Origin of the sequence: Psychrobacillus sp. FSL K6-1464 (genome assembly GCF_038003145.1) — a bacterium.
GTDB lineage: Bacteria > Bacillota > Bacilli > Bacillales_A > Planococcaceae > Psychrobacillus > Psychrobacillus psychrotolerans.
Genome location: NZ_JBBOOP010000001.1, coordinates 3,681,245 through 3,702,885, shown reverse-complemented (window position 1 = coordinate 3,702,885; position 21,641 = coordinate 3,681,245). Strand labels below are relative to the sequence as shown.

The following is a 21,641-nucleotide window of genomic DNA, read 5'->3' as shown; positions in this document are numbered from 1 at the left end:
GTAGCTTCAAACCATTGGCAATTTCTCGTTATCTGCTAGTATGTCCCATACTGTTTCTACTGGTGTTCGAACTGTTTTTCGTATTGTGCGGTATAGTTCTTATTTTCTTTTTCTGCTATCATGAATTATTCCTTCTTAAGATTATAGGCAATGCATTGCTGCTTCCGCCTCATGCCAGTAGACAGGATATCCTTTTCCTTTAGCACAGAAAATAGATGTAGATGTATACTCAGGGTCTGCTTCTTTGTTATAACCAAGTCTATCAATTATCTCCTCAGTATTATGACAGCGATCGTAACCTCCATAAACTAAGCTAAGAGATCCCTTGCCATGGGTAAAAGATGCGAATGTCGTACTGTAATTCATAAAGGTCGCTACGGGTACTCTTCCTTTTATGAAAACATTATCTCCACTATTTTCTGGAGGTTCAAAGCTTCCTGCTGCTTGTTGGATATCAGAGAGTATTCGACCGATTAAGTCCATATTTACTTTAATCGTAAAATCATAAAATGGCTCTAAAAGTATATTTTCCGCTTTTTCCAGACCTTGCCGAAGTGCACGGTAGGTTGCTTCTCGAAAGTCTCCACCGTGTGTATGCTCATTATGTCCGCGTCCTGTGAGTAAAGTAATTTTCACATCAGTTAAGGTGGAGCCTGTTAGTAAACCGTGATGATCTCTTTCGAAAAGGTGGTGCTTCACTAAGTTTTGGTTGCCTGTCGATAGATCATTCGCATGACATATATTTGTAAAGGTAATTCCGCTATTTCTTGCAGCAGACTCGATTAGTAAATGCACTTCTGCATAGTGTCTTAAAGGTTCAAAATGACCATATCCATGTACGGAGTTACCAATAGTTTCTTTGTATAGAATTTTAGGCTCTCCAAAAGATACGTGGAAACCAAAACGCTCCAAAACAATTTGTTCGAGTACTTCTAGTTGAATAACTCCCATTACATGAACGTGTATTTCTTGAAAGTACTCATCCCAAAAGATACGTAAAGAAGGGTCTTCTGCATCTAATAATTTAAAGCAACGTAATATTTCCTTTACATGTACAGAAGCATCAAAGAGTACTTTAGATTTTAACGTTGGAATCATATCAAATTCAGTTTTCTGGGCGAATACACCGAGCCCATCCCCAATGGAGGCATTTGTTAAGCCAGTAACAGCTACTAGTTCACCTGCTATAGCCTGATCTGTAGTTTTAAATTTATTGCCGCTATACTGGCGGATTTGCGTTATTTTTTCAGTTTGTTCATTGTAAGTTACACTGTCGCGTACTTTCAATGTCCCATTCACTAACTTCAAATAGGTAACACGATTCCCACTTTCATCATGTCTTATCTTATACACCTGTGCTGCAAATACATCGTCTGATTTATAGAAAGTAGTGGTTAACGAATCTAGTTTTTCTAGAAATTCGACAATACCTATATCTTTCAATGCTGAACCACTAGCACAAGGAAAGATTTTGTTTTCTTTCACCATTAGTTTAAGCGTTTGTGTCCATAAGTCTTTATCGAATCCACTGTCCATATAAGTTTCTAAGAGAACTTCATCTCGCTCTGCAAGAAATTCAATTAGTTCTTCGTCAAAAGATGTCGTTATATCACACACATTTTCTGATAAGGTGGAGCGAATTTCAGCAAGAACGCTTGTTGGATCCGTGCCTTCATAATCGGTTTTATTGATAAAGAAAAAGGTAGGGACATGGTGTTTTCGCAGTAATTGCCAAACAGTTTCCGTATGTCCTTCAATGCCGTCTACAGCACTAATAATAATGATGGCATAGTCCATCACTTGGATAGCACGTTCCATTTCTGGAGAAAAATCGACGTGTCCCGGAGTATCGATAATATAGTAGGTAGAATTGTTGTAGGTAAAGATTCCTTGATCGGCAAATATAGTAATTCCTCTATTTTTCTCTATAGTATGACTATCAAGAAACGAGTCTTGGTGGTCCACTCGTCCTCTATGTCTAATGGTATTTGTATGGTAAAGCAGTTGCTCTGAAAAAGTAGTTTTTCCAGCATCTACATGTGCAAGAATTCCAATAGTTTTGTGCATGTACTCACCTCTGAACTTAATTATAGCAAATTAGGGCGAAAACACCTGTATCAGTGCTATACTAGATAGACTAACAACGTAGAAAGAAGGTACAATTCATGCAATATTCGAAATCGAAAATGGAAGAACTAGTGAAATATAGCCCAGAGTTAAGCAAACGTTTAAAAGAGGTTATGAAGGAGCATGATTTAGAGAAAAGCTTTGCTTTAAAAGCTCTTTATCATTCTGAAGTAAAAGACGGCGGTAAATTTCAAAGAGACTATCAAGACCTATAAAAAAGTGAACCGATTCAAAATCGGTTCGCTTTTTTTATTTAATCTTCTTTCATTCCTGAAATCTCACCTTTAATTTGTTTATATGCTTTTTGTAAATTGAGTACATATTTAGTTTTGTCTTGTTCGTGTATTTCTGAGATAGTATCAATTTCTTTTCCAAAGGCTTCAAATATCAAATCCAGTGAAATGGATGAGCTTCCAATATTATTAGTCATTAATACATTTTTAAATCTATTTATATAATCTTCTTTCGTGCCGATAGTCATTTCAACATTCCTTTCTTCAACATAAAAAAACATCCTCTTTTAAAAGAAGATGCTAGTTGGATATGATTGGTTGTTGTCGAGACGTTTGAAACGTAACAAAATACACACCGAAAAGAGTCAATATCTCCAGTGTTTTCATTGCGCTTTTTCGTACGACAGCAATTTCAAGCATTTGCTTGTTCATAGCTGCACTTAACACCCCCTATCCGCGTAGGTTTTTGGTGTGTACTTGAAATAGGCAGGTCTCCTGGCTCATGGTCATCGCTTTTCTATCCTTCCCATAATGACATACAGTGGATATAGTAGAATTGCTCCCATTTACAGTTGCGGGACAGCGTCGGTTTTTCACCGACTTCCCTTTTAAGTTCATTTACTTTCGTAAACGAACACCTAAGTCTACACATTATTCAATTGTTCTTTTACTATAACATAAAAAATTTAATATTCAGTTGATAGAAAGTTAAAACCGAGCTTTATTGTAAATCTATAAATCTATTTGCTTTTTATAGTTTATAATTAATGTAATATTCAAACAAGTGTTAGTCTATAATAAAATAAATAGATTTTCTATAGGGGGGAAGAATTGTGGAAGAGCTTGTGAGCAAGGTACAAAAACTCGTAGAACAGTCAAAAGGCACTTGGGGAATCGTCTTAGAGGACTTAAATTCAGGGGAGAAATGGGAACATAATGAACAGGAGCTTTTTTATGCGGCAAGTGTCATTAAGGTACCAATCATGGCCTCAGTTTATAGAGCAGTGGACCGAGGAGACTTGTCTTTAATGGACTTAATCATCCTCAATGAAAAAGAGTATGTGGGAGGTTCTGGTGTATTGCAACATTTTACTCCAGGATTATCTCTTCCCCTTCAAGACATCATAATGCTGATGATTATTCAAAGTGATAATACGGCAACTAATCTACTAATCGACCTTGTAGGAGTTGACGATATCCAAAATTCTATGAAGGAAGCAGGAATGATATATAGTACTTTTTATAACAAGCTCATGTTGAGTAAGTCTAATCCCAAAGGTGCTAATCGGATAGCAGCAGTGGATATAGCTATACTTTTACATAAGATGGCTATGGGAGATTTAGTGAGTGGTAAAGCAAGTCGTCAAATGGTAGAAGTGATGAAGAAACAACAGGTACGTGATTGTTTACCTGAAAGGTTACCGTCTCCATACTCTAATTTTGATTATGGGATGACGCCATGGGAGTTAGCCAATAAGACTGGATGGATTCCTGGAACACGTCACGACGCTGGAATCTTTTATGTAGGGAACCGAAAGTTAATTGCAACGGTTTTATCAAAGGATGAAGATGATTTACTTTCGAAACGAATTCTTGCTCAAATTGGAGAAGAAATATACAAATACTTACGGTAAATTGGTTAAAGACGACATGGATATACAACGCATGTCGTCCGTAACTAATTCAGAATAGGAAACTTCAGTAATCGAGTTAAGTTTGATTTAGGCTACGAACCAAGGCCCTTCCTGCTTCTCTTCCTGTAAAGATACAACCACCTAAAAATGTCCCTTCTAAAGAGCGATACCCATGAACTCCTCCTCCACCAAAGCCAGTTACTTCACCGGCTGCATAAAGCCCAGGGACGGCAAGGCCTTTATCATTTAGTACCCGGCCGTCGAGATCAGTTTGCAATCCACCAAGTGTTTTCCTAGTCACAATATTTAACCGAACAGCAATTAAAGGACCATTATTAGGATCTAATAATTTATGGGGAGATGCTACACGTATTAATTTATCACCTATATAGTTTCGAGCTCCTCGAAGAGCCGTTACTTGAAGATCTTTTGTAAATTTATTATCCATTTCACGGTCTCTAGCTAGTAGTTGGTTCTCAATATGTTCTAAGTTTAAGAGATTATCGCCAGTAATTTTATTCATCCCATCTACTAGGTCGGATAAATTGTTAGATACTATGAAATCTTCTCCATTTTCCATGAAGGCCTTCACTGGAGCAGTGGGTCCTGGTAAAATTCGCTTCAAAACCTGTTTGATACTTTTCCCCGTTAAATCTGGATTTTGCTCAGATCCTGAAAGGGCAAATTCTTTTTCAATAATTTTCTCGGTAAGTATAAACCAAGAGTAGTCATACCCAGTTCTTTGGATAGCCTCTAGCGTTCCTAAAGTATCAAAACCAGGGAAGTTTGGAGCAGAGAATCGTTGTCCTGTGGCATCTAACCAGATGGAGGATGGGCCTGGCAATATACGTATTCCATGAAGTGGCCAGATTGGATTCCAGTTTTTAATACCTTCTGTATAATGCCACATGCGATCTTTATTTACTAAGCGACCACCAGCTTTCTCTGTAATGGCTAGCATTCGTCCATCCGCGTGTTCTGGCACTCCAGAAATCATACGTTTAGGAGGTTCCCCAAGCCGTGAAGGCCAGTTTTCTCTTACCAGTTCGTGGTTAGCGCCAATTCCACCACTCGTTACCATTACGTATTTAGCTACATATTGAAAATGGCCAACCACATCTCTTGGGCTTGGTTCTCCACGACCAGCAGAACTAGGAGTTAATAATGAACCACTCACACCAATGACCTTTCCATTGTCCATGACAAGTTCGTCTACTTGGTGTCGAGGTTTATATTCTACATTTCCTTTGGACATGGCAGCTCGAACACGAGTTTCAAAAGGTTTCACAATACCAGGTCCGGTACCCCATACGATATGAAACCTTGGTACTGAGTTTCCATGTCCATCTGCAAGATAGCCTCCTCGTTCCGCCCAACCTACTACGGGGAAGAATCGAACACCCTGTTCGTGAAGCCAATCACGTTTTTCCTCGGTTGCAAACCGAACATAAGCTTCCGCCCATTTCAACGCCCAGTAATCTTGATCCTCTTCCCGATCGAACCCAGCTGTTCCAAGCCAATCCTGCCATGCGAGTTCATATGAGTCCTGAATACCTAATCTTTTTTGTTCTGGGGAATCTACTAAAAATAATCCTCCAAATGACCACCAGGCTTGACCTCCAAATGATGCTTCAGGCTCTTGATCCAGTAGTAAAACTTTCTTTCCTGCATCCGCAAGTTCAGCGGTAGCAACAAGTCCTGCTAGTCCAGCACCGACTACTATGACATCCCACTCCATCCATATCCCTCATTTTCCAATAATTCTGAAACTTATTTTTATTATATTCTATAAAATTATGAATTACTATTCACTGTTGTAAAAATGATTTGAACGGTGACCCATGATATAATAGAGGCACTATTGGAGGGAATATATTGATGAACAACAGCCGACAACCGGCATTTATATATACATATGCTTATAACGAGGCCGAACGCTCTCTGTGTCATTTAGAGATGCGCTCTTTTTTTGACAAAGACACCGAAACAAAAATTTTAAAGAGTTTCATAAAAATTGATCCTAGTAGAAGTCCTTTTATGAAAGGAAGACTAGAGGTTTTAGCTGAAGGGGGCAAAGTGGAGGAAATTATCTCCCAAGCACCCAATTTTGGTTCAGAAAAAGAAACGAATAAAGTAATATTTTTAAAGATAAATGACCGCCAAGGAAAAGATAAGGTGGAGAATGCGGAGAGGCTTCGTATAGAAAGAGCCATTGGAAGTGATATGCAAGGTAACTTTGATCTACAAAATCCGGATCAGTTATTCGCTGTAGTGCCATTTGAAGGTCGTTGGTATTTCGGGTTATACACGAAAAGCGAACCTATTTGGTTTAATCATATGAAGAAACCGCGAGAGTATTCTACTGCACTAAGCACAAGAGTTGCCAGAGCAGTAGCGAATATTGCAGTTCCACATCCGAAAGGTATTCAAGCTATTGATCCTTGCTGCGGTATTGGTACGGTACTAGTAGAGGCATTATCTATGGGGATTGATATTGTAGGAAGAGATATTAACCCGCTTGTATGTGAAGGTTCTAGGGAAAATATAGCATACTTTGGACTGACTGGAGATGTTCGAAAGAGTGCAATTGAAGACATCGAAGAGATGTATGATGTCGCAATAATAGATTTACCGTATAATTTATATACAAATGCTTCTTGGGAAGACCAGTTTACTATTTTAAAACACGCTCGTAGAATTGCCAAAAAAGTAGTTATCGTTACGATTGAGTCAATGGATGATCGACTAAATACTGTAGGTTTGCATATCACAGACCGGTGTATAACGAAAAAACAACAATTTACACGTGAAATAGTCGTTTGTCAGTAGATTAACTAAAAAAGGGGATGGAAGGATGAAGGATTTATCCATAGTTGCCTTATTAAATGTAATTGGTGAACTATTTTCAGATGAAGTGTCTATTGCTGTTACTGATACAGAAAAATATATTTATTATCGCCCTAGTAAACGTATCGATTTAAAGATTCTTCCTGGAGATTTGTTAAAGGAGGAAACTTTAGCTTATAAAGCATTGCAAAGTAGACAAAAGGTATCGGAATTTATCAATCGTGAGGTTTTTGGTGTCCCATATAATGGAATGGCCGTTCCTTTCTTACATAAAGGGGAACTAGAAGGTTGTGTGCTAGCTATTTACCCGGCATTTACAGAGGGGAAATCTGTCATAACTATCAAAACACAAGACGGTTGGATTCCAACTCCTTTTTCCGATGTAATTTACTTAGAGGCAAAAGATCGTAAAACTCATATTGTAACTACATCTTTCAAAGGAAATCATACTAACTCACTTCAAGAATTTGAGTATAGATTGCCAAGAGAAATGTTCATACGTTGTCATCGTTCTTTTATCGTTAATGTACATCAAATTAAAGAGATTTTTCCGGATACACATTCAACTTTTGTACTAGCTATGGCAAATGGAGAAAAAATTTCTGTTAGTCAATCTTATGCAAGTTATTTCCGGAAATTGTTGGGATTTTAATACAAAGCGCTTGAATAAGGGGTAATTACTCTGACATTCAAGCGTTTTTTTTATTAATTTCTATAAAAAGCGCTTAAATATCACTGTCTAGGGAAATTTGTTCTGTTCTGGTATGAATATATTCTGTTTAGGACAAATAAAATGTGTCTTCGACAAGTTTCAACAAAATTGTGACAAAAGGGGGTAAAATAATTTAAATGCACTTTTTGAGGGGGATACTTTATGTTTAACAATTTGGATCGTGTTAAAGATATTAGTTTACATAATTTAGTAGTAGGAGCAGAAGAAGCTGCTTCATGGATTCAACATGGGATGACATTAGGGTTAAGTGGATTTACACGTGCGGGAGATGCGAAAGCGGTTCCATTTGCACTAGTAGAGAGAGCGGTCAATGAATCATTTAAAGTGAATATATTTACAGGTGCTTCTTTAGGATCTGATATTGATAAATTACTATCCGAAGCAGGAATTGTGCATAAACGCTTACCTTTTCAAGCGGATGCAACGATGCGCAAACATATTAATACAGGAGATCATTTGTTTGTGGATCAGCACTTATCTCACACAGCGGAGTTAATACGTTCGGGTGTATTGCCAATTATTGACTTTGCAATTGTGGAAGCGGTTTCAATTACTGCAGATGGAATGATTATTCCAACCACATCTGTAGGTAACTCTACAACTTTTGTCTCGCAAGCAAAAAATATAATTATAGAAATTAATGTAGCACAATCGGAAATGTTAGAAGGCCTTCATGATATATACGAACCTGCAGATCCAGGAAGTAGATTACCAATTCCTTTATCAAAAGTAGAGGATCGTATTGGTCAAATAGGAATTCCTTTTGATGCATCTAAAGTAAGAGGAATCGTGTTTACTAACAATTTGGATTCACCATCTCCTATTGTCCCACCCGATGAAGAAACAGAGGAAATGGCCCAACATTTAATCGGTTTTTTGCGTCAAGAAGTGAGCAATGGTAGATTAACTAATAAGTTAGCTCCAATTCAAGCGGGTATAGGTTCTGTTGCCAATGCTGTGCTTGGCGGCATGATTAACTCGGAATTTGAAGATCTACAAGTATATTCGGAAGTTCTTCAAGACTCCGTATTTGAGCTAATCGATGCTGGCAAAGTTAATTTTGCTTCTGCATGTTCAATAACACTTTCACAAGAAATGATGGATAAAGTGTATGGTAACTTGGAGGAATATCGAGATAAATTAGTGTTACGACCACAAGAAATTACAAACCATCCGGAAATCATTCGTCGTTTAGGGCTTATTTCTATTAATACAGCTTTAGAGTTCGATATTTACGGAAATGTTAACTCTACACATGTATCTGGTACCAAAATGATGAACGGAATAGGTGGTTCAGGCGATTTCGCTCGTAACTCTAGAATAGCTATTTTTGTAACTAAATCTATTGCCAAAGGCGGTAACATATCCAGTATTGTACCTTTCGTGGCTCATGTCGATCACACGGAACATGATGTAGATGTAGTCGTAACAGAGCAGGGCTATGCAGATCTTCGGGGTTTAGCGCCAAGAGAACGTGCAGAGTTAATCATTAATAACTGTGTACATCCGATGTACAAAAGACAGTTACAAGATTACTATGAAGAAGCATTAACTAGAGGCGGTCAAACTCCGCATGTCCTAGAAAAAGCATTTTCATTCCACACAGATCTGGCGAAAAATGGAACGATGCTCAGTAAAGAAAAAGCTTTAATATAGAAAAAAGCCGACTCATTTGAGTCGGCTTTTTCTTCAGGTACAGCATAAAGCTTGTAGTAGGTGATCTTGTCGGAGGCTTACAGTCTAATGAATATCTTTCTTTTTAAAGCGGCCTCCTCGAACCTCAGCAATATTACCAACAGCTAAAAAGGCATGGCTGTCTATTTCTTCCACAATGGATTTTAGTTTTGCTTCCTCTAATCGAGTGATTACGGTGAAAATGACTTTTTTATTATCCCCAGTGTATGCTCCTTCACCGTGTAAATAAGTTAATCCACGACCCAACCGGTCCATAATTGCATCACCAATATCTTCTATATTTTCACTAATGATATAGACAGATTTTGACTCATCTAATCCTTGAATTACAATATCAATCGTTTTAAAAGCAATAAAATATGCTAAAAACGAATACATAGCCTGTTCCCAAGTAAAAACAAAACCAGCAATTGCAAAGATGACAAGATTTATAATCATGATGATCTCTCCAACTGAAAATGGAGTAGCCTTGTTAAATAAAATAGCAAGTATTTCGGAACCATCAAGGGAGCCACCATAACGAATAACTAGCCCAACACCTGTTCCTAGAACGATACCTCCAAATACAGTAGCAAGTAGTAAATCAGGTGTAATAGCATCAATATTATGGAGGAAAGAAGTACATATCGATAGAATTGTTATGCCAAATAATGTGGATAAAGCAAAGGTTTTTCCTATTTGTTTATATCCGAGGAAAAAGAATGGGATGTTCAGGATGAATATAAAAATACCTAAACGAACTCCAGTTAGGTGGGAAATAATGATGGATACCCCTACAACACCACCGTCTAATATTTGGTTAGGGACTAAAAATAGTTCTAAGCCAATAGACATTAAGATAGCACCTATTGCTATCATTAATAAGCGAACAAACACGACTTTCTTAGGGGTACTTCGGTGGGGAGTTTTGATAGGTTTGATTTCACATGTTAAATCACTCAACGTTAATCTCCTCTTTCCTGAAAGTAATCATATATTTATTTTATAGAAAAAATCTATAGATAGGAAGGAAGAATTACTGACCTTACTAAAAGAAGTGAGAATAGTAATATTGAAAGTTCTATTTCTAAAAGGGACATTGTAGTCAATTTTAATATTTAATGAAACCGTTATTATTGTAATATTCCATATAGTCTGTCAAAATGACGGTAAGACTATTTTTTTATTTTAATAGTTTTGAAAGCGCATACATAGATTGCGTCTTACATAATATATGGAATGTGCTAAATAGATATGAAGGGGAGGAAATAGAAAATGGTTTATGCATTTCCGAATACAGAAGGCTCGAAGGTATCGTTTAAGGACAAGTATGAAAACTATATTAATGGCGAGTGGACACCCCCTGTTAAAGGACAATACTTTGAAAATGTTACACCAATTACAGGTAAAGTATTTACACAAGTTGCCCGTTCTACTTCAGAAGATATTGAGCTAGCATTGGATGCAGCACATGGTGCTAAAGATGCGTGGGGCTCCACTTCAGTTGCGGAAAGAGCAAATATCTTAAATAAAATTGCGAATAGAATAGAAGAAAACCTTGAATTGATAGCAGTAGCTGAAACTTGGGATAATGGGAAAGCAGTTAGAGAAACGTTGAATGCGGATATCCCACTAGCTATTGACCATTTTCGCTATTTTGCTGGTGCCATTCGTGCACAAGAGGGTGGTTTAAGTCAAATTGATAATGATACCGTTGCTTATCATTTCCATGAACCATTAGGAGTGGTAGGACAAATTATTCCTTGGAATTTTCCTATTCTAATGGCTGTATGGAAGCTAGCTCCAGCACTTGCTGCCGGGAACTGTGTGGTCTTGAAACCAGCAGAACAAACACCAGCATCTATCCTAGTGTTGATGGAACTAATTGGAGATCTTTTGCCTCCTGGAGTAGTAAATATTGTCAATGGGTTTGGATTAGAAGCTGGAAAGCCTTTAGCATCAAGTCCACGAATTAGTAAGATTGCATTTACTGGGGAAACTACGACTGGACGTTTAATTATGCAATATGCGTCGCAAAATTTAATACCAGTAACGTTAGAGCTTGGTGGGAAATCACCAAACATATTCTTCGAAGATATTATGGACGAAGATGATGCATTTTTGGATAAAGCGGTAGAAGGGTTTGTTATGTTCGCCTTGAACCAAGGAGAGGTATGTACTTGTCCTTCGCGTGTTCTAATACAAGAATCTATTTATGATAAATTCATTGAACGCGTCATAGCGCGCGTGGAAGCTATCAAAATAGGAAATCCACTAGATCCATCTGTCATGATGGGAGCACAAGCTTCAACTGAACAAATGGAGAAAATCCTTTCTTACTTAGATATTGGAAAGCAAGAAGGAGCAGAATGTTTAATCGGTGGAGAACAAAACAAATTAGACGGAGAACTAGCAGAAGGCTACTATATAAAACCGACAGTCTTCAAAGGAAATAATAAAATGCGTATTTTCCAAGAAGAGATTTTTGGACCTGTTGTTTCGGTAACGACATTTAAAACAAAAGAAGAGGCACTAGAAATAGCTAATGATACGTTATATGGTTTAGGGTCTGGTATTTGGACACGTGATATGAATACTGCATATCGTTTTGGACGTAAAATTCAAGCAGGTCGTGTATGGACAAATTGTTATCATCAGTATCCTGCACATGCAGCATTTGGTGGATACAAAATGTCGGGTATTGGTAGAGAAAATCATCTAATGATGCTTAATCACTATCAACAAACGAAAAACCTTCTTGTAAGTTATAGTGAAAACAAGCAAGGCTTCTTCTGATGCTGTAGAAAGGGTGAGTGTAGATGGTTGAACGCGTAATTGCTACTGACGCTGCACTAGAACTCATTGATCTATTGAAAGTTAAGCACGGACCTTTGATGTTTCATCAATCTGGTGGTTGTTGTGATGGTTCTTCTCCTATGTGTTATCCGGAAGGTGATCTAATCATAGGTGACCAAGATGTACTTCTTGGAAAAATTGGGGATGTTCCATTTTATATGCACAAAAGTCAGTTTGACTATTGGAAGCATACGCAGCTAATCATAGATGTAGTGGTAGGTCGTGGTGGAATGTTCTCCTTGGAAGGTGTAGAGGGAAAACGATTTTTAACAAGATCTCGAGCATTTACACAAGAAGAAAACAATCAATTACAAGTATGAATGAAGCGAAGTAAAGAGTGTATAACTCTCTACTTCGCTATTTTCGGTTATACTAAAAGTAATTTTATGATGAAAGAGGGTTCTTACTTTGGTTCAAGAATTATTAAGAAAGCATTCGTCTGTCAGAAAGTATAAAGATTATACATTAACAAAAGAGGAAGTATCCGAACTTGTGGAGACTGCTCAGCATGCTGCTAGTTCACATTTCGTGCAAGCATATAGTGTTATCTGGGTAAGTGATGAACAGAAAAAAGCAGAACTAGGTAGATTATCTAAAAATCCCACGCAATTTGAAACTGCTGGAGCGGCATTATTATTATGTGCTGATTTTCACCGTTTAGAGGTGGCAGGTAAATTACAGCAAACAGATATTGTTATAGATACAACTGAGAATGTGTTAGTAGGAGCAGTTGATGTTGCTCTTTTTGCGCAAAATTTAGTCATTGCAGCAGAAGCAAAAGGTTTTGGTATTTGTTATATAGGAGGAGTACGTAACGAACCAGCAGCAATTAGTCAATTGTTTGAATTGCCAACAGGAGTATTCCCTCTATTTGCTATAACTCTTGGTATTCCAGATCAGCAAAATGAGGTCAAACCTCGTTTGCCAGTGACTGCAGTATTACATGAAAATAACTATAATAGTGCCAAATATGAAGTGTTATTACCTGAGTATGATCAAACAATGGAAGACTATTATAAAAGTCGTGGCTCCAATCAGAAAACCGCAAATTGGACTAAGTCGATGGCTGAATTCCTGGAGACGCCTAGAAGACCTCATATGGCAGAATTTTTGGCGAGTAAAGGATTTACTCTCAAGTGAAAAAAGAGTGGACAATAGAGCAAGTTAAAGGTTATATGGAGCCTAAACGAAATGATGAAATCGCACTACCCATGGCCAAGTATATGAAAAATCATTTCCCCTTTCTTGGGATTAAAACACCAGAACGTCGACAGCTTTTTAAAGCGATGACTAATGAAATGGAACTTCCACCGTATGAAGATATGGAAAAGGAAGTATGGGGATTGTTCCAGTTAGAAGAACGAGAATATCATTACATAGCAATTGAATTATTATCCAATTATAAAAAACAGTTAGCTGTAAAGGATCTACTGTTTTGTCTAAAACTCATTGAAATGAAATCTTGGTGGGATAGTGTAGATTCTATCGCTCCTAAAATAGTAGGGGATATTGTCCTGGCAAACAGAATGGAAGGAGAAGCCGTGATGGTCGAGTGGGCCAAGTCCTCGAATAGGTGGACGAATAGAGCATCTATTTTACATCAGTTAAAATACAAGGACAAAACAAATGAAGAGTTATTATTTGCGACCATTCAACGTCATGCAGAATCAAAAGAATTCTTTCTTCAAAAATCCATTGGCTGGGTATTGAGGGAATATGCTAAAACAAGTCCCCAAGTAGTGCAAGAATTTGTTGGAAGTCATACACTTGCTCCCTTAAGTAAGAGAGAAGCGTTAAAACATTTTAAATGAGTAAACAAAAAGAGGTTGTCCCTAAAAATCAGTGAACACTGACTTAGAGACAACCTCTTAGTTTGTGAAAAAGTTTTCTGTGTAGTAAGGAGTCGATTTTTTATCAAAAGCGGTGCCGACACCAAGATTTTGGTAATGAACACTTAAAATGTTTTTCCGATGTCCCAATGAATTCATCAATCCCTCATGAGCAAAAATACTACTAGTTTGTCCATATGCTAGATTTTCTCCGGCATAAGAGAAACTCAGTCCATCTTCCTCTAATCGATTAAATGGAGATTTTCCTTCTAGATTTTCATGACTAAAATAGTTATGAATTGCCATATCCTCACTATGTTTTCGAGCGGTGTTGCTCACACTCTCATCGTAAGATAGAACAGAAAGACCATGAACTACTCGAGCAGCATTCGTAAGATCAAAAAGCTGAAATTCAAATCCTTTCTTCAGTTCGTCCGAAGGTACCCCAAAAGTAGATTTATGATTTTTTTCTACAGATTTTTCGACTACTTGAATGGCTGTTATTGTATTATCTTCATGGAGATCATAGAAAAAAGTTACATAGTTATTATCAATTAAGAACAAATCATATTCACCTGCATCAGGTAGGAGGTAGATGATATTCCCTTTTTTCAGTTTCTTAATAGGCTCATCCAATTGTGAGAGTACTTCTTCCCTAGTACTATTCATTTGTAGACCTAAAAAAGAAGATTCAGAAGGCTGATTGGTAAACATGGCATTTACCCGGTTGTTACTATCATAGGAAACCATCATAAAGTTTTGATAGTTTTCATGATAGGTATGCCATACTAAACTATATTCATTTAGACTAACTCGTTTAGCATTACCATGAATTTTCTCAATCTCACTTTTTTTCATCCCTATTTTTATTTCGTCTAACTCAATTCCAGTACCTGGTAAAGTTTTTTGATCTGATGCTGCAATATGAGAGGCTGGTTCATCTTTTGCCTGCATCCAGTATGCTTTTACTTCATCCAAATATTGTTCTACTTCCAGTGAATCAATCCAGTCGTCCACGGGGTTTAGGAATGCCAGATCAACGTATTCTACTGTGTACTCTTCCCATAAAGGTCTAGTAAAGAATAGCGCTATAACAAAAAGTAGTAACCAGCCTATTTTTCTCATGTTAAACCTCCAAACTACTTGCTAATTTCCCCGCATACAATTCTTCCACCAGAATTTCCGGAAGGATCCGTTTTATAATCATCCGCATTTTCATGAATAACAAGGGCACTTCCATCCGCATCTAATAATGAGTTACTTTTTCCTGCAGTCAAAACAACCGCCGGAGATACAGTTTCTAACTCTACTGTACCATCTTCTCCAACTTCAATGTTTGGTAAGTCTCCTAAATGATAGCCTTTTGCATTTTCAAACCCGTGCTCTTTTCCAGTTGGATTAAAGTGAGCACCCGCGGATTCAAAAGTAGGTTTTTCGCAGCTTGCCTTTTCATGGAAATGAATTGCTTTAATGCCAGGAGTAAGACCCTCTGCTTTTAATAATATATGCACTCCTTTGGAATGCTCGGACAAAGTGGCTTTCCCTACTTCTTTACCTTCTGTATTCAATAATGAAACCTGCACTGCATCTTTTAGATCAGCGTCTGCAGAAGGGAAATTACACCCTCCTAGTGCCGTGACTGCTATTAGTAATGGAATTACGATTTGCTTTCTCATGTATTGTCCTCCTTGAAATACTTTAATGGTTCCAGTATTACCAAAATAAGGGCTTTTATATACATAGATTAAAAACTAACTAATAAAGGGTTCACCCTCTATGCTATACAGGACGTTGTATTTTTTTTACTCTTACAATAAACAGAACCAGCGCAATAATGAGAGAAATAATAGAGAAGAGATATAAATTTTGATAACCAAGTCGAGTGGCGATAAGTCCTAAAATGTAAGAACCTATAGCTAGACCAGTATCAAAAAGCGTGAAAAATGTTGCCGTAGCATATCCACTACGTTCATGCTTCGTGGACTGAATTGCAAGTGTTTGAAAACTCGGAACTACAGCACCATAACCTAGGCCAATAAATGCACCAGAGAGTAAGAAAAGGAATGGGGAGTTCATAAAAGCAAGTAAGGCAAGTCCGATCATGAACGAGACAAGCCCTGGAATAACAATATATTTTGGTCCCTTTTCATCGAAGATTCGACCTGTAAATGGTCGTGTCGCTAACATCACGATAGCAAAGACAGCAAAAAAGCTACTAGTTAAGTGAAGTACACCTTTTTCTTGGGAGTAAATAGATAGGTAAGAAAGTACACTAGCATAAGAAAAAGCAACTAAACTGGCTATTAAAGCAACAGGTAATGCCTTTTTTTCAAAAAGATCATTCCACGTTAACTTCGATCTAGGGGAAGTAACTTCCACTTTTTTACCCTCAGGTATTAGTAATGCTGCGATGGAGCCAATTAGAAGCAAAACCGTTAAAGATAAAAACATGACATCATAGGAGAAAGATTGCATAAGGGTCAAAGCTATTAACGGCCCGATTACAACTGCTAAATTCGTAGACATCGTAAAATAGCCTAGTCCAGCACCACGTCTAGAAATAGGAATATTATCTGCAGCCATCGAACCACTAGCGGTAGTAGCAATACTAAAGAAAATACCTTGTACAAATCGTAGTGCTAACAAGCCTTCAAAAGGTTCAATAAAATAATAAAGGCCTGTACATACTAAGTACAGGAACAGAGTAAGCCATAATACCTTGCGCTTTCCAATTAGGTCTAATATTTTCCCGGAAAAAGGACGAGTAACAATTGCGGAAACTAAAAAGATAGTCATTAATAGACCTGCATCCTCGTCTGAGCGCGATAATACATCTGTAGCGTAAAGTGGAAGTGCCGATACAAGTCCATAAAAAATTATAAAAATAGAAAAGTTTGTAGTAAACAAACTTATAAATGCTTTCGTCCATATAGGCTCTTTAGTTTTTAACATAATAATCCTCCTGTATATCTCGTATTTATGGTCTGACCAAAGGGAGTCCAGTAATCAATCCTACATTGGCGTCCATACCATCGTAAGAGTTCAGAGATATACTAACCCATCAAAGCACGAAGTAGAACCTAGAAGATGCCACATGTGGCTTCGTCTAGGTCAATCGCTTCCTTCTAACTTTAATTTATCTCTTTATTTTACCTTTTGTAGCAGTTCAAACAATTGAAGTTCTTCTTCTTTGGACAAGCCATTGAGAACTCGTTCCTCAAATTCCTTCATCGCTTCGTTGATAACTGGAAACTGTTGTAGCGCATGTTCAGACAGTTTTACAATTTTTTCTCGTCTATCTTTACCAGAAGAGATTTCAATCCAACCAAGCTCAGCTAACCTATTAACCGTTCTTGTAATAGTGGGTGCTTCTACGTTTAAGTATTTCCAAATCTGTGTCAATGTCATTTCATTATGCTTTTGGATACAGTAAAGAACTGACCACTGCGAAGCGAATAAATTAAATTCTTTTAAAGTATGATTAACTTCCTGTTTTAAAAAACGATATTTTTGAAAAAGCTCGTGAATAAGTGGATTCATTGAGTGAAACTCTCCTTTTATGTAAATCCAAATTACTTAGCTAACTAAATATATGTTACGGCGAAAAATAATATTTGTAAAGAGTACATAGTTATGCTATTTAAGTGAAATAAAAAAACCGAGCAATATGCTCGGTACATTTTCTAGATTAAAAACATTGAAAAGAGGAAATTCTCTCCAAATCTGTTCCGTAGTAAGTCCACATGAATCCGTTCCATCTAAACCCTGATACAGATCTTCTGCCGACAAACGTAGGGTAAAGCCAAAAAGAATTGCCGTTATTCAGCCAGACATACGTATTGCGGAATAGACAACCTCGGATGGAACCAGGATCTACAGCAAATACCCCGACACTTTGTCTTTGTGGAACGAAAGAAGGTGGTGGGCTAGTCGGAGCTCCTTGTTGACCGCCTTGTTGACCACCTTGTTGACCCCCTGGTGGAAAGCTAGGAGGGAATGATGGCCCTTGTTGTTGACCAAACGGAGGGAAGAAGTTCCCAGGAAATTGTTGATTTCCAAATGGTGGCATCATACTTCCAGGAAACTGTGGATTTCTAAATTGTTGTCCTTCAATAGGTGGAAATCCTTGGGGACCGCCTGGACCTTGTGGAAAAGGAAATTGATTGTTCATTGCTTAATCCTCCTTTCATAGAGTAATCAACTTAGTATATGTCAGGAGGACATTTGTGGAACGGTGCTTAATGGATATATGATTTAGCTATTTCGATTAATTGTTCACTTGTTATTATTTTCTCTCCACCACCTTGAGCCATGTTCTCGTTGCCCCCGCCTTTGCCATGGATAAAAGGCAAAATATGTGTAATGAGATCTTTCATACTTTGTACTACATTACTTCCTTTCGCAAGGACAATTTGTAGCCTGTCATCATTGTGAGAGACTAAAATACACATAGATTGTGGGGTGTCTTGGATGACTAATTTAGCTAGTTTTTGAAGCTCTTGCATCGATCTATTTTCGAGTATACAAGTAATCGTAGTTCCATCTGAGTTTTCTCTTAACTCTCTTGCTTTATATGTTAAAAGAGAATTGGATAGATCTTTTATTTCCTTTTCTAATGCGGAATTTTGTGCTAAAAGATTTTTGGCTGCATTAATAATTTTGTCTTCGGGAGTGCTTAATGTACTAACTAAATTTACAAGTACCTGGTGTTTTCTATGTAAATGTGTAAGAATTCTTTCCCCACATATGAACTCCACTCGTACAAGTTTCTTTTGTTTTTCTGTCTGAAGAATTTTAATAGCTCTTACTTGCCCAGTAGAGGATGGATGGGTTCCCCCGCATGCATTGTAATCGTAGTCAGGAATGATGACGAGTCGAATATTTTCTTTTACTGATGTCGCTTTTCGTAAATGGAAGTTTGATAATTCCTCTTCCGTTATCCACTTTGTTTCAATAGGATGATTTTCTAGAATTACTTGATTTGCACGTAGCTCTACTTCTATTAACTGTGCTTCTGTTACTTCGGCTGCATTTAAGTCAATCGTCACTGTATCTTTTCCTAAATGGAAGCTAACCGTTTGGAATCCAAATAATTGTTCAAAGGCTGCCGATAGGATATGTTGACCAGCATGTTGCTGCATATGATCAAAACGTCTCTTCCAGTCAAGCTGTCCCTTTACCTCCAAAGTATTTTCAGGTAAAGGATTATTAATGAAATGTCTAATTTCACCATCAACTATTTCTACATTTGTCACTTCAACGTCGTTTAACAGGCCAAGATCATGCGGCTGACCACCACCGGTAGGGTAAAAGGCAGTCTTGGAAAGAACAACATAATCTTGCTGCTGTTCAATTACTTTTGCATGAAAGGATTGGATGTTGGGATTTTCATAATAGAGTTTATTAGTCATTTAAATGGCTCCTTTGGATTGGAAAGTTTTGAGCATGCTTTTAAAGCAAAATGCTTATAACAAATATACAAGAATTATAAACAAGTTGGAGTGCTAATGTTAATACGTATGTAAGGTAAGAATAAATCTACCTTTGCAATAGTAATTACAGACGTAGTTTAATATACTGAATTTAAAGAAAAAATAAATTGAATGAGGTTTTTATGATGAATGCATTAGCTAAAAAGTATTGGGATACGTATTTTGTTGGAAAAGAAAAGCCGCTTTCAGTCACTGCATGGCAGTTTGGTGGTATTCCAGATGAATTGGCTCAGCTAGTAAAGGATGGAGTAAAATCTGCTACCTGCTCATTGCATTTACATTATGAGTTAGAGAATGAGCCACTTCCTATGGTAAACGATTATAGTATTGTACTTAATAGTAAGGATGAACCAGTTTGTATAATTCGGACATCGGACGTGAAAATAATGCCGATGAAAGAGGTACCTTTGGATTTTGCTTATGCAGAAGGAGAAGGGGATCTTAGCTATGAACATTGGCGTAAGGTACATATCGAATTTTTCTCAAATGAGTTAAAAGAATTAGATAGGGAGTTTTCAGAAGAGATGTTACTAGTTTGCGAGCGTTTTGAACTTATAGACGTTAAGTAATGGAGGAGAGAATATGTTTAAGACAGTAACGCTATATACAAATCAATTAAAACAATTACGAGGCTTCTATGGGAATGTTTTAGAGCTTCCTATAGAACAATCTACAGACGAATATTTCCAACTATCAATTGGAACTTCGACGCTCATTTTTCGACATTCCGATTTACAGACTTCCTATCATTTTGCCATTAATATACCAGGTAACCAATTCACCCTTGCAAAACATTGGGCAAAAGAGAGAGTGTTGCTAAATAGAGAAGCATCTGTAGATGAAATCTATTATGCTCGGTTTGAAGCAGATGCTTTCTACTTTGAAGATCCAACGGGTAATGTGATTGAGTTAATAGCAAGGAGAAATGTAGACAAATGGAGTGATTTCAGCATCGAGTCATTTTTGAATCTAAGTGAGGTAAGCATTACTACTCCCTTTGTAGAGGAAACAGGAGAAAAGCTGCAAAGTATTGGTATTCCTATTTCCGGACATGTCCAAATTGAACCGGATGAATTAAACTTTCTAGGAAAAAAAGATACGTTTATTTTATTAGTTCCCCCACAGAGAAAATGGTATTTTTCTAAAAATATGAGTAAAACTTCTCCACTAGAAATAGTTCTGGAGACTGGAAAAGAAATTCTAGTAAATAGAGAAGGAAAAATAACGATTCAATAAAAGAGAGCGACTAATTATCCACAGTGGAATAATTGTCGCTTTTCTTTTGGAAAGTTATTAACATGTGGGTAACTCTCTGGAACTTTGAGTACTGTGGATACACTGTGAATAACTTAAGAGTTAGCCTTCAAAGCGTACATTAATGTGGAGTAGGACTGCATATCTGCAAAGTTAATACCTAGTGAAACTGCCGTTTGAGCAAGTTCAGGTCGAATTCCAGAGAAAATAGCATGCACACCAATAAGTTTTAGTGCAGAATGCAGCTGATACAATTGTTGGGCAACCATCGTGTCTAATACTGGTACTGCCGATAAATCTATAAAAAGGGTACTAAGCTTTTTAGCAGAACTCTGTTCCAAGGTGGTTTCTAAAATAATGGATGCACGTTCGGTATCAATATTTCCTACTAAAGGTAAAACTCCTATCCCTTCTTTAATAGGAATAACAGGACTACTTAACTCTGTAATCAGAGCTTGTTGGGTAGCGAGAAGATTTGCTGTATATATATGATGATACTTTGCAAAGTTTTCAATGATGTGGTCAAATGCAGTATTCATCAAATTAGACCATTCCGCAACCTGTTTTCCAGTTACAGGAGTTGTAGACTGTTGGATAAATTTTTGAACGAAAGCCCAATAGGCAATCCGGACATTACGAAAACTTCGGATGCTTTCATACAAAGGGAATTTTTCTTTTGCTCTCTTTTCTGCGACTACTGCAGAACGGGTGTTGATATATTCAAGATATTCAAATTGATCACGGATATAGACAGAAGATATAGCTTCTATTAAAGCTCCATTTTCATCTCTCAAGTATGTATTGTTTTGTGGTAGGGAGTAGGTTGGATTATCTTTTGACTGTTGAGTTAACCATGCATCTGTTATTTCCGATTTATTGGTCATGATAAAATCAAATAATTCTTTGTTTAGATGACTCATTTCATCTATCTCCTTCAATCTTTCTAATATTAATATTATTGT

The 21,641-nt window shown here is 37.2% G+C and carries 23 protein-coding genes and 1 riboswitch; of the genes, 11 read left to right on the top strand and 12 right to left on the bottom strand.

Annotated features, from left to right (window positions below; all coding sequences use genetic code 11):
* Nucleotides 1-141 precede the first annotated feature (141 nt).
* Entirely contained in the window at nt 142-2,067 is a 1,926-nt protein-coding gene (locus tag MKX39_RS19125; protein ID WP_340771194.1) for a translation factor GTPase family protein, read from the bottom strand.
* 98 nt (nt 2,068-2,165) lie between these two features.
* On the opposite strand from MKX39_RS19125, the gene MKX39_RS19120 reads away from it, so the two are divergent.
* Complete coding sequence (locus MKX39_RS19120) at nt 2,166-2,342, top strand: hypothetical protein (RefSeq protein WP_093537944.1); 177 nt, start codon at nt 2,166-2,168, stop codon at nt 2,340-2,342.
* Nucleotides 2,343-2,380: 38 nt separating this feature from the next.
* Here MKX39_RS19120 and MKX39_RS19115 read toward each other — a convergent pair whose 3' ends face one another.
* Together MKX39_RS19115 and MKX39_RS19110 are read right to left on the bottom strand one after the other, a co-directional pair.
* Nucleotides 2,381-2,608, bottom strand: coding sequence for a hypothetical protein (locus MKX39_RS19115; protein ID WP_340764182.1), 228 nt, complete (start codon nt 2,606-2,608; stop codon nt 2,381-2,383).
* A 52-nt stretch (nt 2,609-2,660) separates the two neighbouring features.
* Nucleotides 2,661-2,792 (bottom strand): hypothetical protein, encoded by a 132-nt coding sequence (locus MKX39_RS19110; RefSeq protein WP_340771192.1) that lies wholly within the window; start codon nt 2,790-2,792, stop codon nt 2,661-2,663.
* Between the two features lie 36 nt (nt 2,793-2,828).
* A riboswitch (cobalamin riboswitch) is annotated at nt 2,829-3,017 on the bottom strand.
* Nucleotides 3,018-3,193: 176 nt separating this feature from the next.
* Here MKX39_RS19110 and MKX39_RS19105 point away from each other — a divergent pair.
* Nucleotides 3,194-3,994 carry a serine hydrolase gene (locus MKX39_RS19105; protein WP_340771191.1) on the top strand — a complete coding sequence of 267 codons (801 nt, stop codon included), beginning with the start codon at nt 3,194-3,196 and terminating at the stop codon, nt 3,992-3,994.
* Between the two features lie 76 nt (nt 3,995-4,070).
* On the opposite strand, the gene MKX39_RS19100 is transcribed toward MKX39_RS19105, so the two are convergent.
* Nucleotides 4,071-5,732 carry an FAD-binding dehydrogenase gene (locus tag MKX39_RS19100; RefSeq protein ID WP_340771189.1) on the bottom strand — a complete coding sequence of 554 codons (1,662 nt, stop codon included), beginning with the start codon at nt 5,730-5,732 and terminating at the stop codon, nt 4,071-4,073.
* A 140-nt stretch (nt 5,733-5,872) separates the two neighbouring features.
* Here MKX39_RS19100 and MKX39_RS19095 point away from each other — a divergent pair, with 140 nt between their 5' ends.
* From MKX39_RS19095 to MKX39_RS19085, 3 genes are all read left to right on the top strand, one after another.
* A complete protein-coding gene (locus MKX39_RS19095) occupies nt 5,873-6,823 on the top strand; it encodes a TRM11 family SAM-dependent methyltransferase (protein ID WP_340771530.1) in 951 nt (316 codons plus the stop codon).
* Between the two features lie 25 nt (nt 6,824-6,848).
* Nucleotides 6,849-7,493, top strand: a complete 645-nt coding sequence (locus tag MKX39_RS19090) for a LytTR family DNA-binding domain-containing protein (protein WP_340771187.1) — start codon at nt 6,849-6,851, stop codon at nt 7,491-7,493.
* A gap of 222 nt (nt 7,494-7,715) precedes the next feature.
* Nucleotides 7,716-9,230, top strand: a complete 1,515-nt coding sequence (locus MKX39_RS19085; RefSeq protein ID WP_340771183.1) for an acetyl-CoA hydrolase/transferase family protein — start codon at nt 7,716-7,718, stop codon at nt 9,228-9,230.
* Between the two features lie 84 nt (nt 9,231-9,314).
* Here the strand turns inward: MKX39_RS19085 and MKX39_RS19080 are convergent, their stop codons facing one another.
* Nucleotides 9,315-10,127, bottom strand: coding sequence for a YitT family protein (locus tag MKX39_RS19080; protein WP_093538028.1), 813 nt, complete (start codon nt 10,125-10,127; stop codon nt 9,315-9,317).
* Nucleotides 10,128-10,523: 396 nt separating this feature from the next.
* On the opposite strand from MKX39_RS19080, the gene adh reads away from it, so the two are divergent.
* The 4 genes from adh (at nt 10,524) to MKX39_RS19060 (ending at nt 13,915) form a co-directional block, all read left to right on the top strand.
* Entirely contained in the window at nt 10,524-12,044 is a 1,521-nt protein-coding gene (gene adh, locus MKX39_RS19075) for an aldehyde dehydrogenase (RefSeq protein ID WP_093537937.1), read from the top strand.
* A gap of 23 nt (nt 12,045-12,067) precedes the next feature.
* Nucleotides 12,068-12,424, top strand: coding sequence for a DUF779 domain-containing protein (locus tag MKX39_RS19070; protein ID WP_340764170.1), 357 nt, complete (start codon nt 12,068-12,070; stop codon nt 12,422-12,424).
* Nucleotides 12,425-12,512: 88 nt separating this feature from the next.
* On the top strand, nt 12,513-13,244 hold the full coding sequence (gene nfsA, locus MKX39_RS19065) for an oxygen-insensitive NADPH nitroreductase (RefSeq protein WP_340771178.1): 732 nt from the start codon (nt 12,513-12,515) through the stop codon (nt 13,242-13,244).
* Between the two features lie 35 nt (nt 13,245-13,279).
* Entirely contained in the window at nt 13,280-13,915 is a 636-nt protein-coding gene (locus MKX39_RS19060) for a DNA alkylation repair protein (protein ID WP_340771528.1), read from the top strand.
* A 57-nt stretch (nt 13,916-13,972) separates the two neighbouring features.
* Here MKX39_RS19060 and MKX39_RS19055 read toward each other — a convergent pair whose 3' ends face one another.
* The 6 genes from MKX39_RS19055 to MKX39_RS19030 all read right to left on the bottom strand — a co-directional run bounded on the left by MKX39_RS19055 (nt 13,973) and on the right by MKX39_RS19030 (nt 19,344).
* Entirely contained in the window at nt 13,973-15,058 is a 1,086-nt protein-coding gene (locus MKX39_RS19055; protein ID WP_340771176.1) for a CAP domain-containing protein, read from the bottom strand.
* A 14-nt stretch (nt 15,059-15,072) separates the two neighbouring features.
* Nucleotides 15,073-15,609: a superoxide dismutase family protein gene (locus MKX39_RS19050; RefSeq protein ID WP_340764165.1), complete on the bottom strand. Its 537-nt coding sequence runs from the start codon at nt 15,607-15,609 to the stop codon at nt 15,073-15,075.
* A 103-nt stretch (nt 15,610-15,712) separates the two neighbouring features.
* A complete protein-coding gene (locus MKX39_RS19045; RefSeq protein ID WP_340771173.1) occupies nt 15,713-16,885 on the bottom strand; it encodes an MFS transporter in 1,173 nt (390 codons plus the stop codon).
* Nucleotides 16,886-17,077: 192 nt separating this feature from the next.
* Entirely contained in the window at nt 17,078-17,473 is a 396-nt protein-coding gene (locus MKX39_RS19040) for a MarR family winged helix-turn-helix transcriptional regulator (protein WP_340771170.1), read from the bottom strand.
* A 148-nt stretch (nt 17,474-17,621) separates the two neighbouring features.
* Complete coding sequence (locus MKX39_RS19035; RefSeq protein WP_340771168.1) at nt 17,622-18,104, bottom strand: hypothetical protein; 483 nt, start codon at nt 18,102-18,104, stop codon at nt 17,622-17,624.
* A gap of 67 nt (nt 18,105-18,171) precedes the next feature.
* Nucleotides 18,172-19,344 (bottom strand): alanyl-tRNA editing protein, encoded by a 1,173-nt coding sequence (locus MKX39_RS19030; protein WP_340771166.1) that lies wholly within the window; start codon nt 19,342-19,344, stop codon nt 18,172-18,174.
* Between the two features lie 206 nt (nt 19,345-19,550).
* On the opposite strand from MKX39_RS19030, the gene MKX39_RS19025 reads away from it, so the two are divergent.
* Nucleotides 19,551-19,994, top strand: coding sequence for an ASCH domain-containing protein (locus MKX39_RS19025; protein ID WP_340771526.1), 444 nt, complete (start codon nt 19,551-19,553; stop codon nt 19,992-19,994).
* Nucleotides 19,995-20,007: 13 nt separating this feature from the next.
* Complete coding sequence (locus MKX39_RS19020) at nt 20,008-20,661, top strand: hypothetical protein (RefSeq protein ID WP_093537928.1); 654 nt, start codon at nt 20,008-20,010, stop codon at nt 20,659-20,661.
* 113 nt (nt 20,662-20,774) lie between these two features.
* Here MKX39_RS19020 and MKX39_RS19015 read toward each other — a convergent pair whose 3' ends face one another.
* Nucleotides 20,775-21,599 (bottom strand): STAS domain-containing protein, encoded by an 825-nt coding sequence (locus tag MKX39_RS19015; protein WP_340771164.1) that lies wholly within the window; start codon nt 21,597-21,599, stop codon nt 20,775-20,777.
* Nucleotides 21,600-21,641 lie beyond the last annotated feature (42 nt).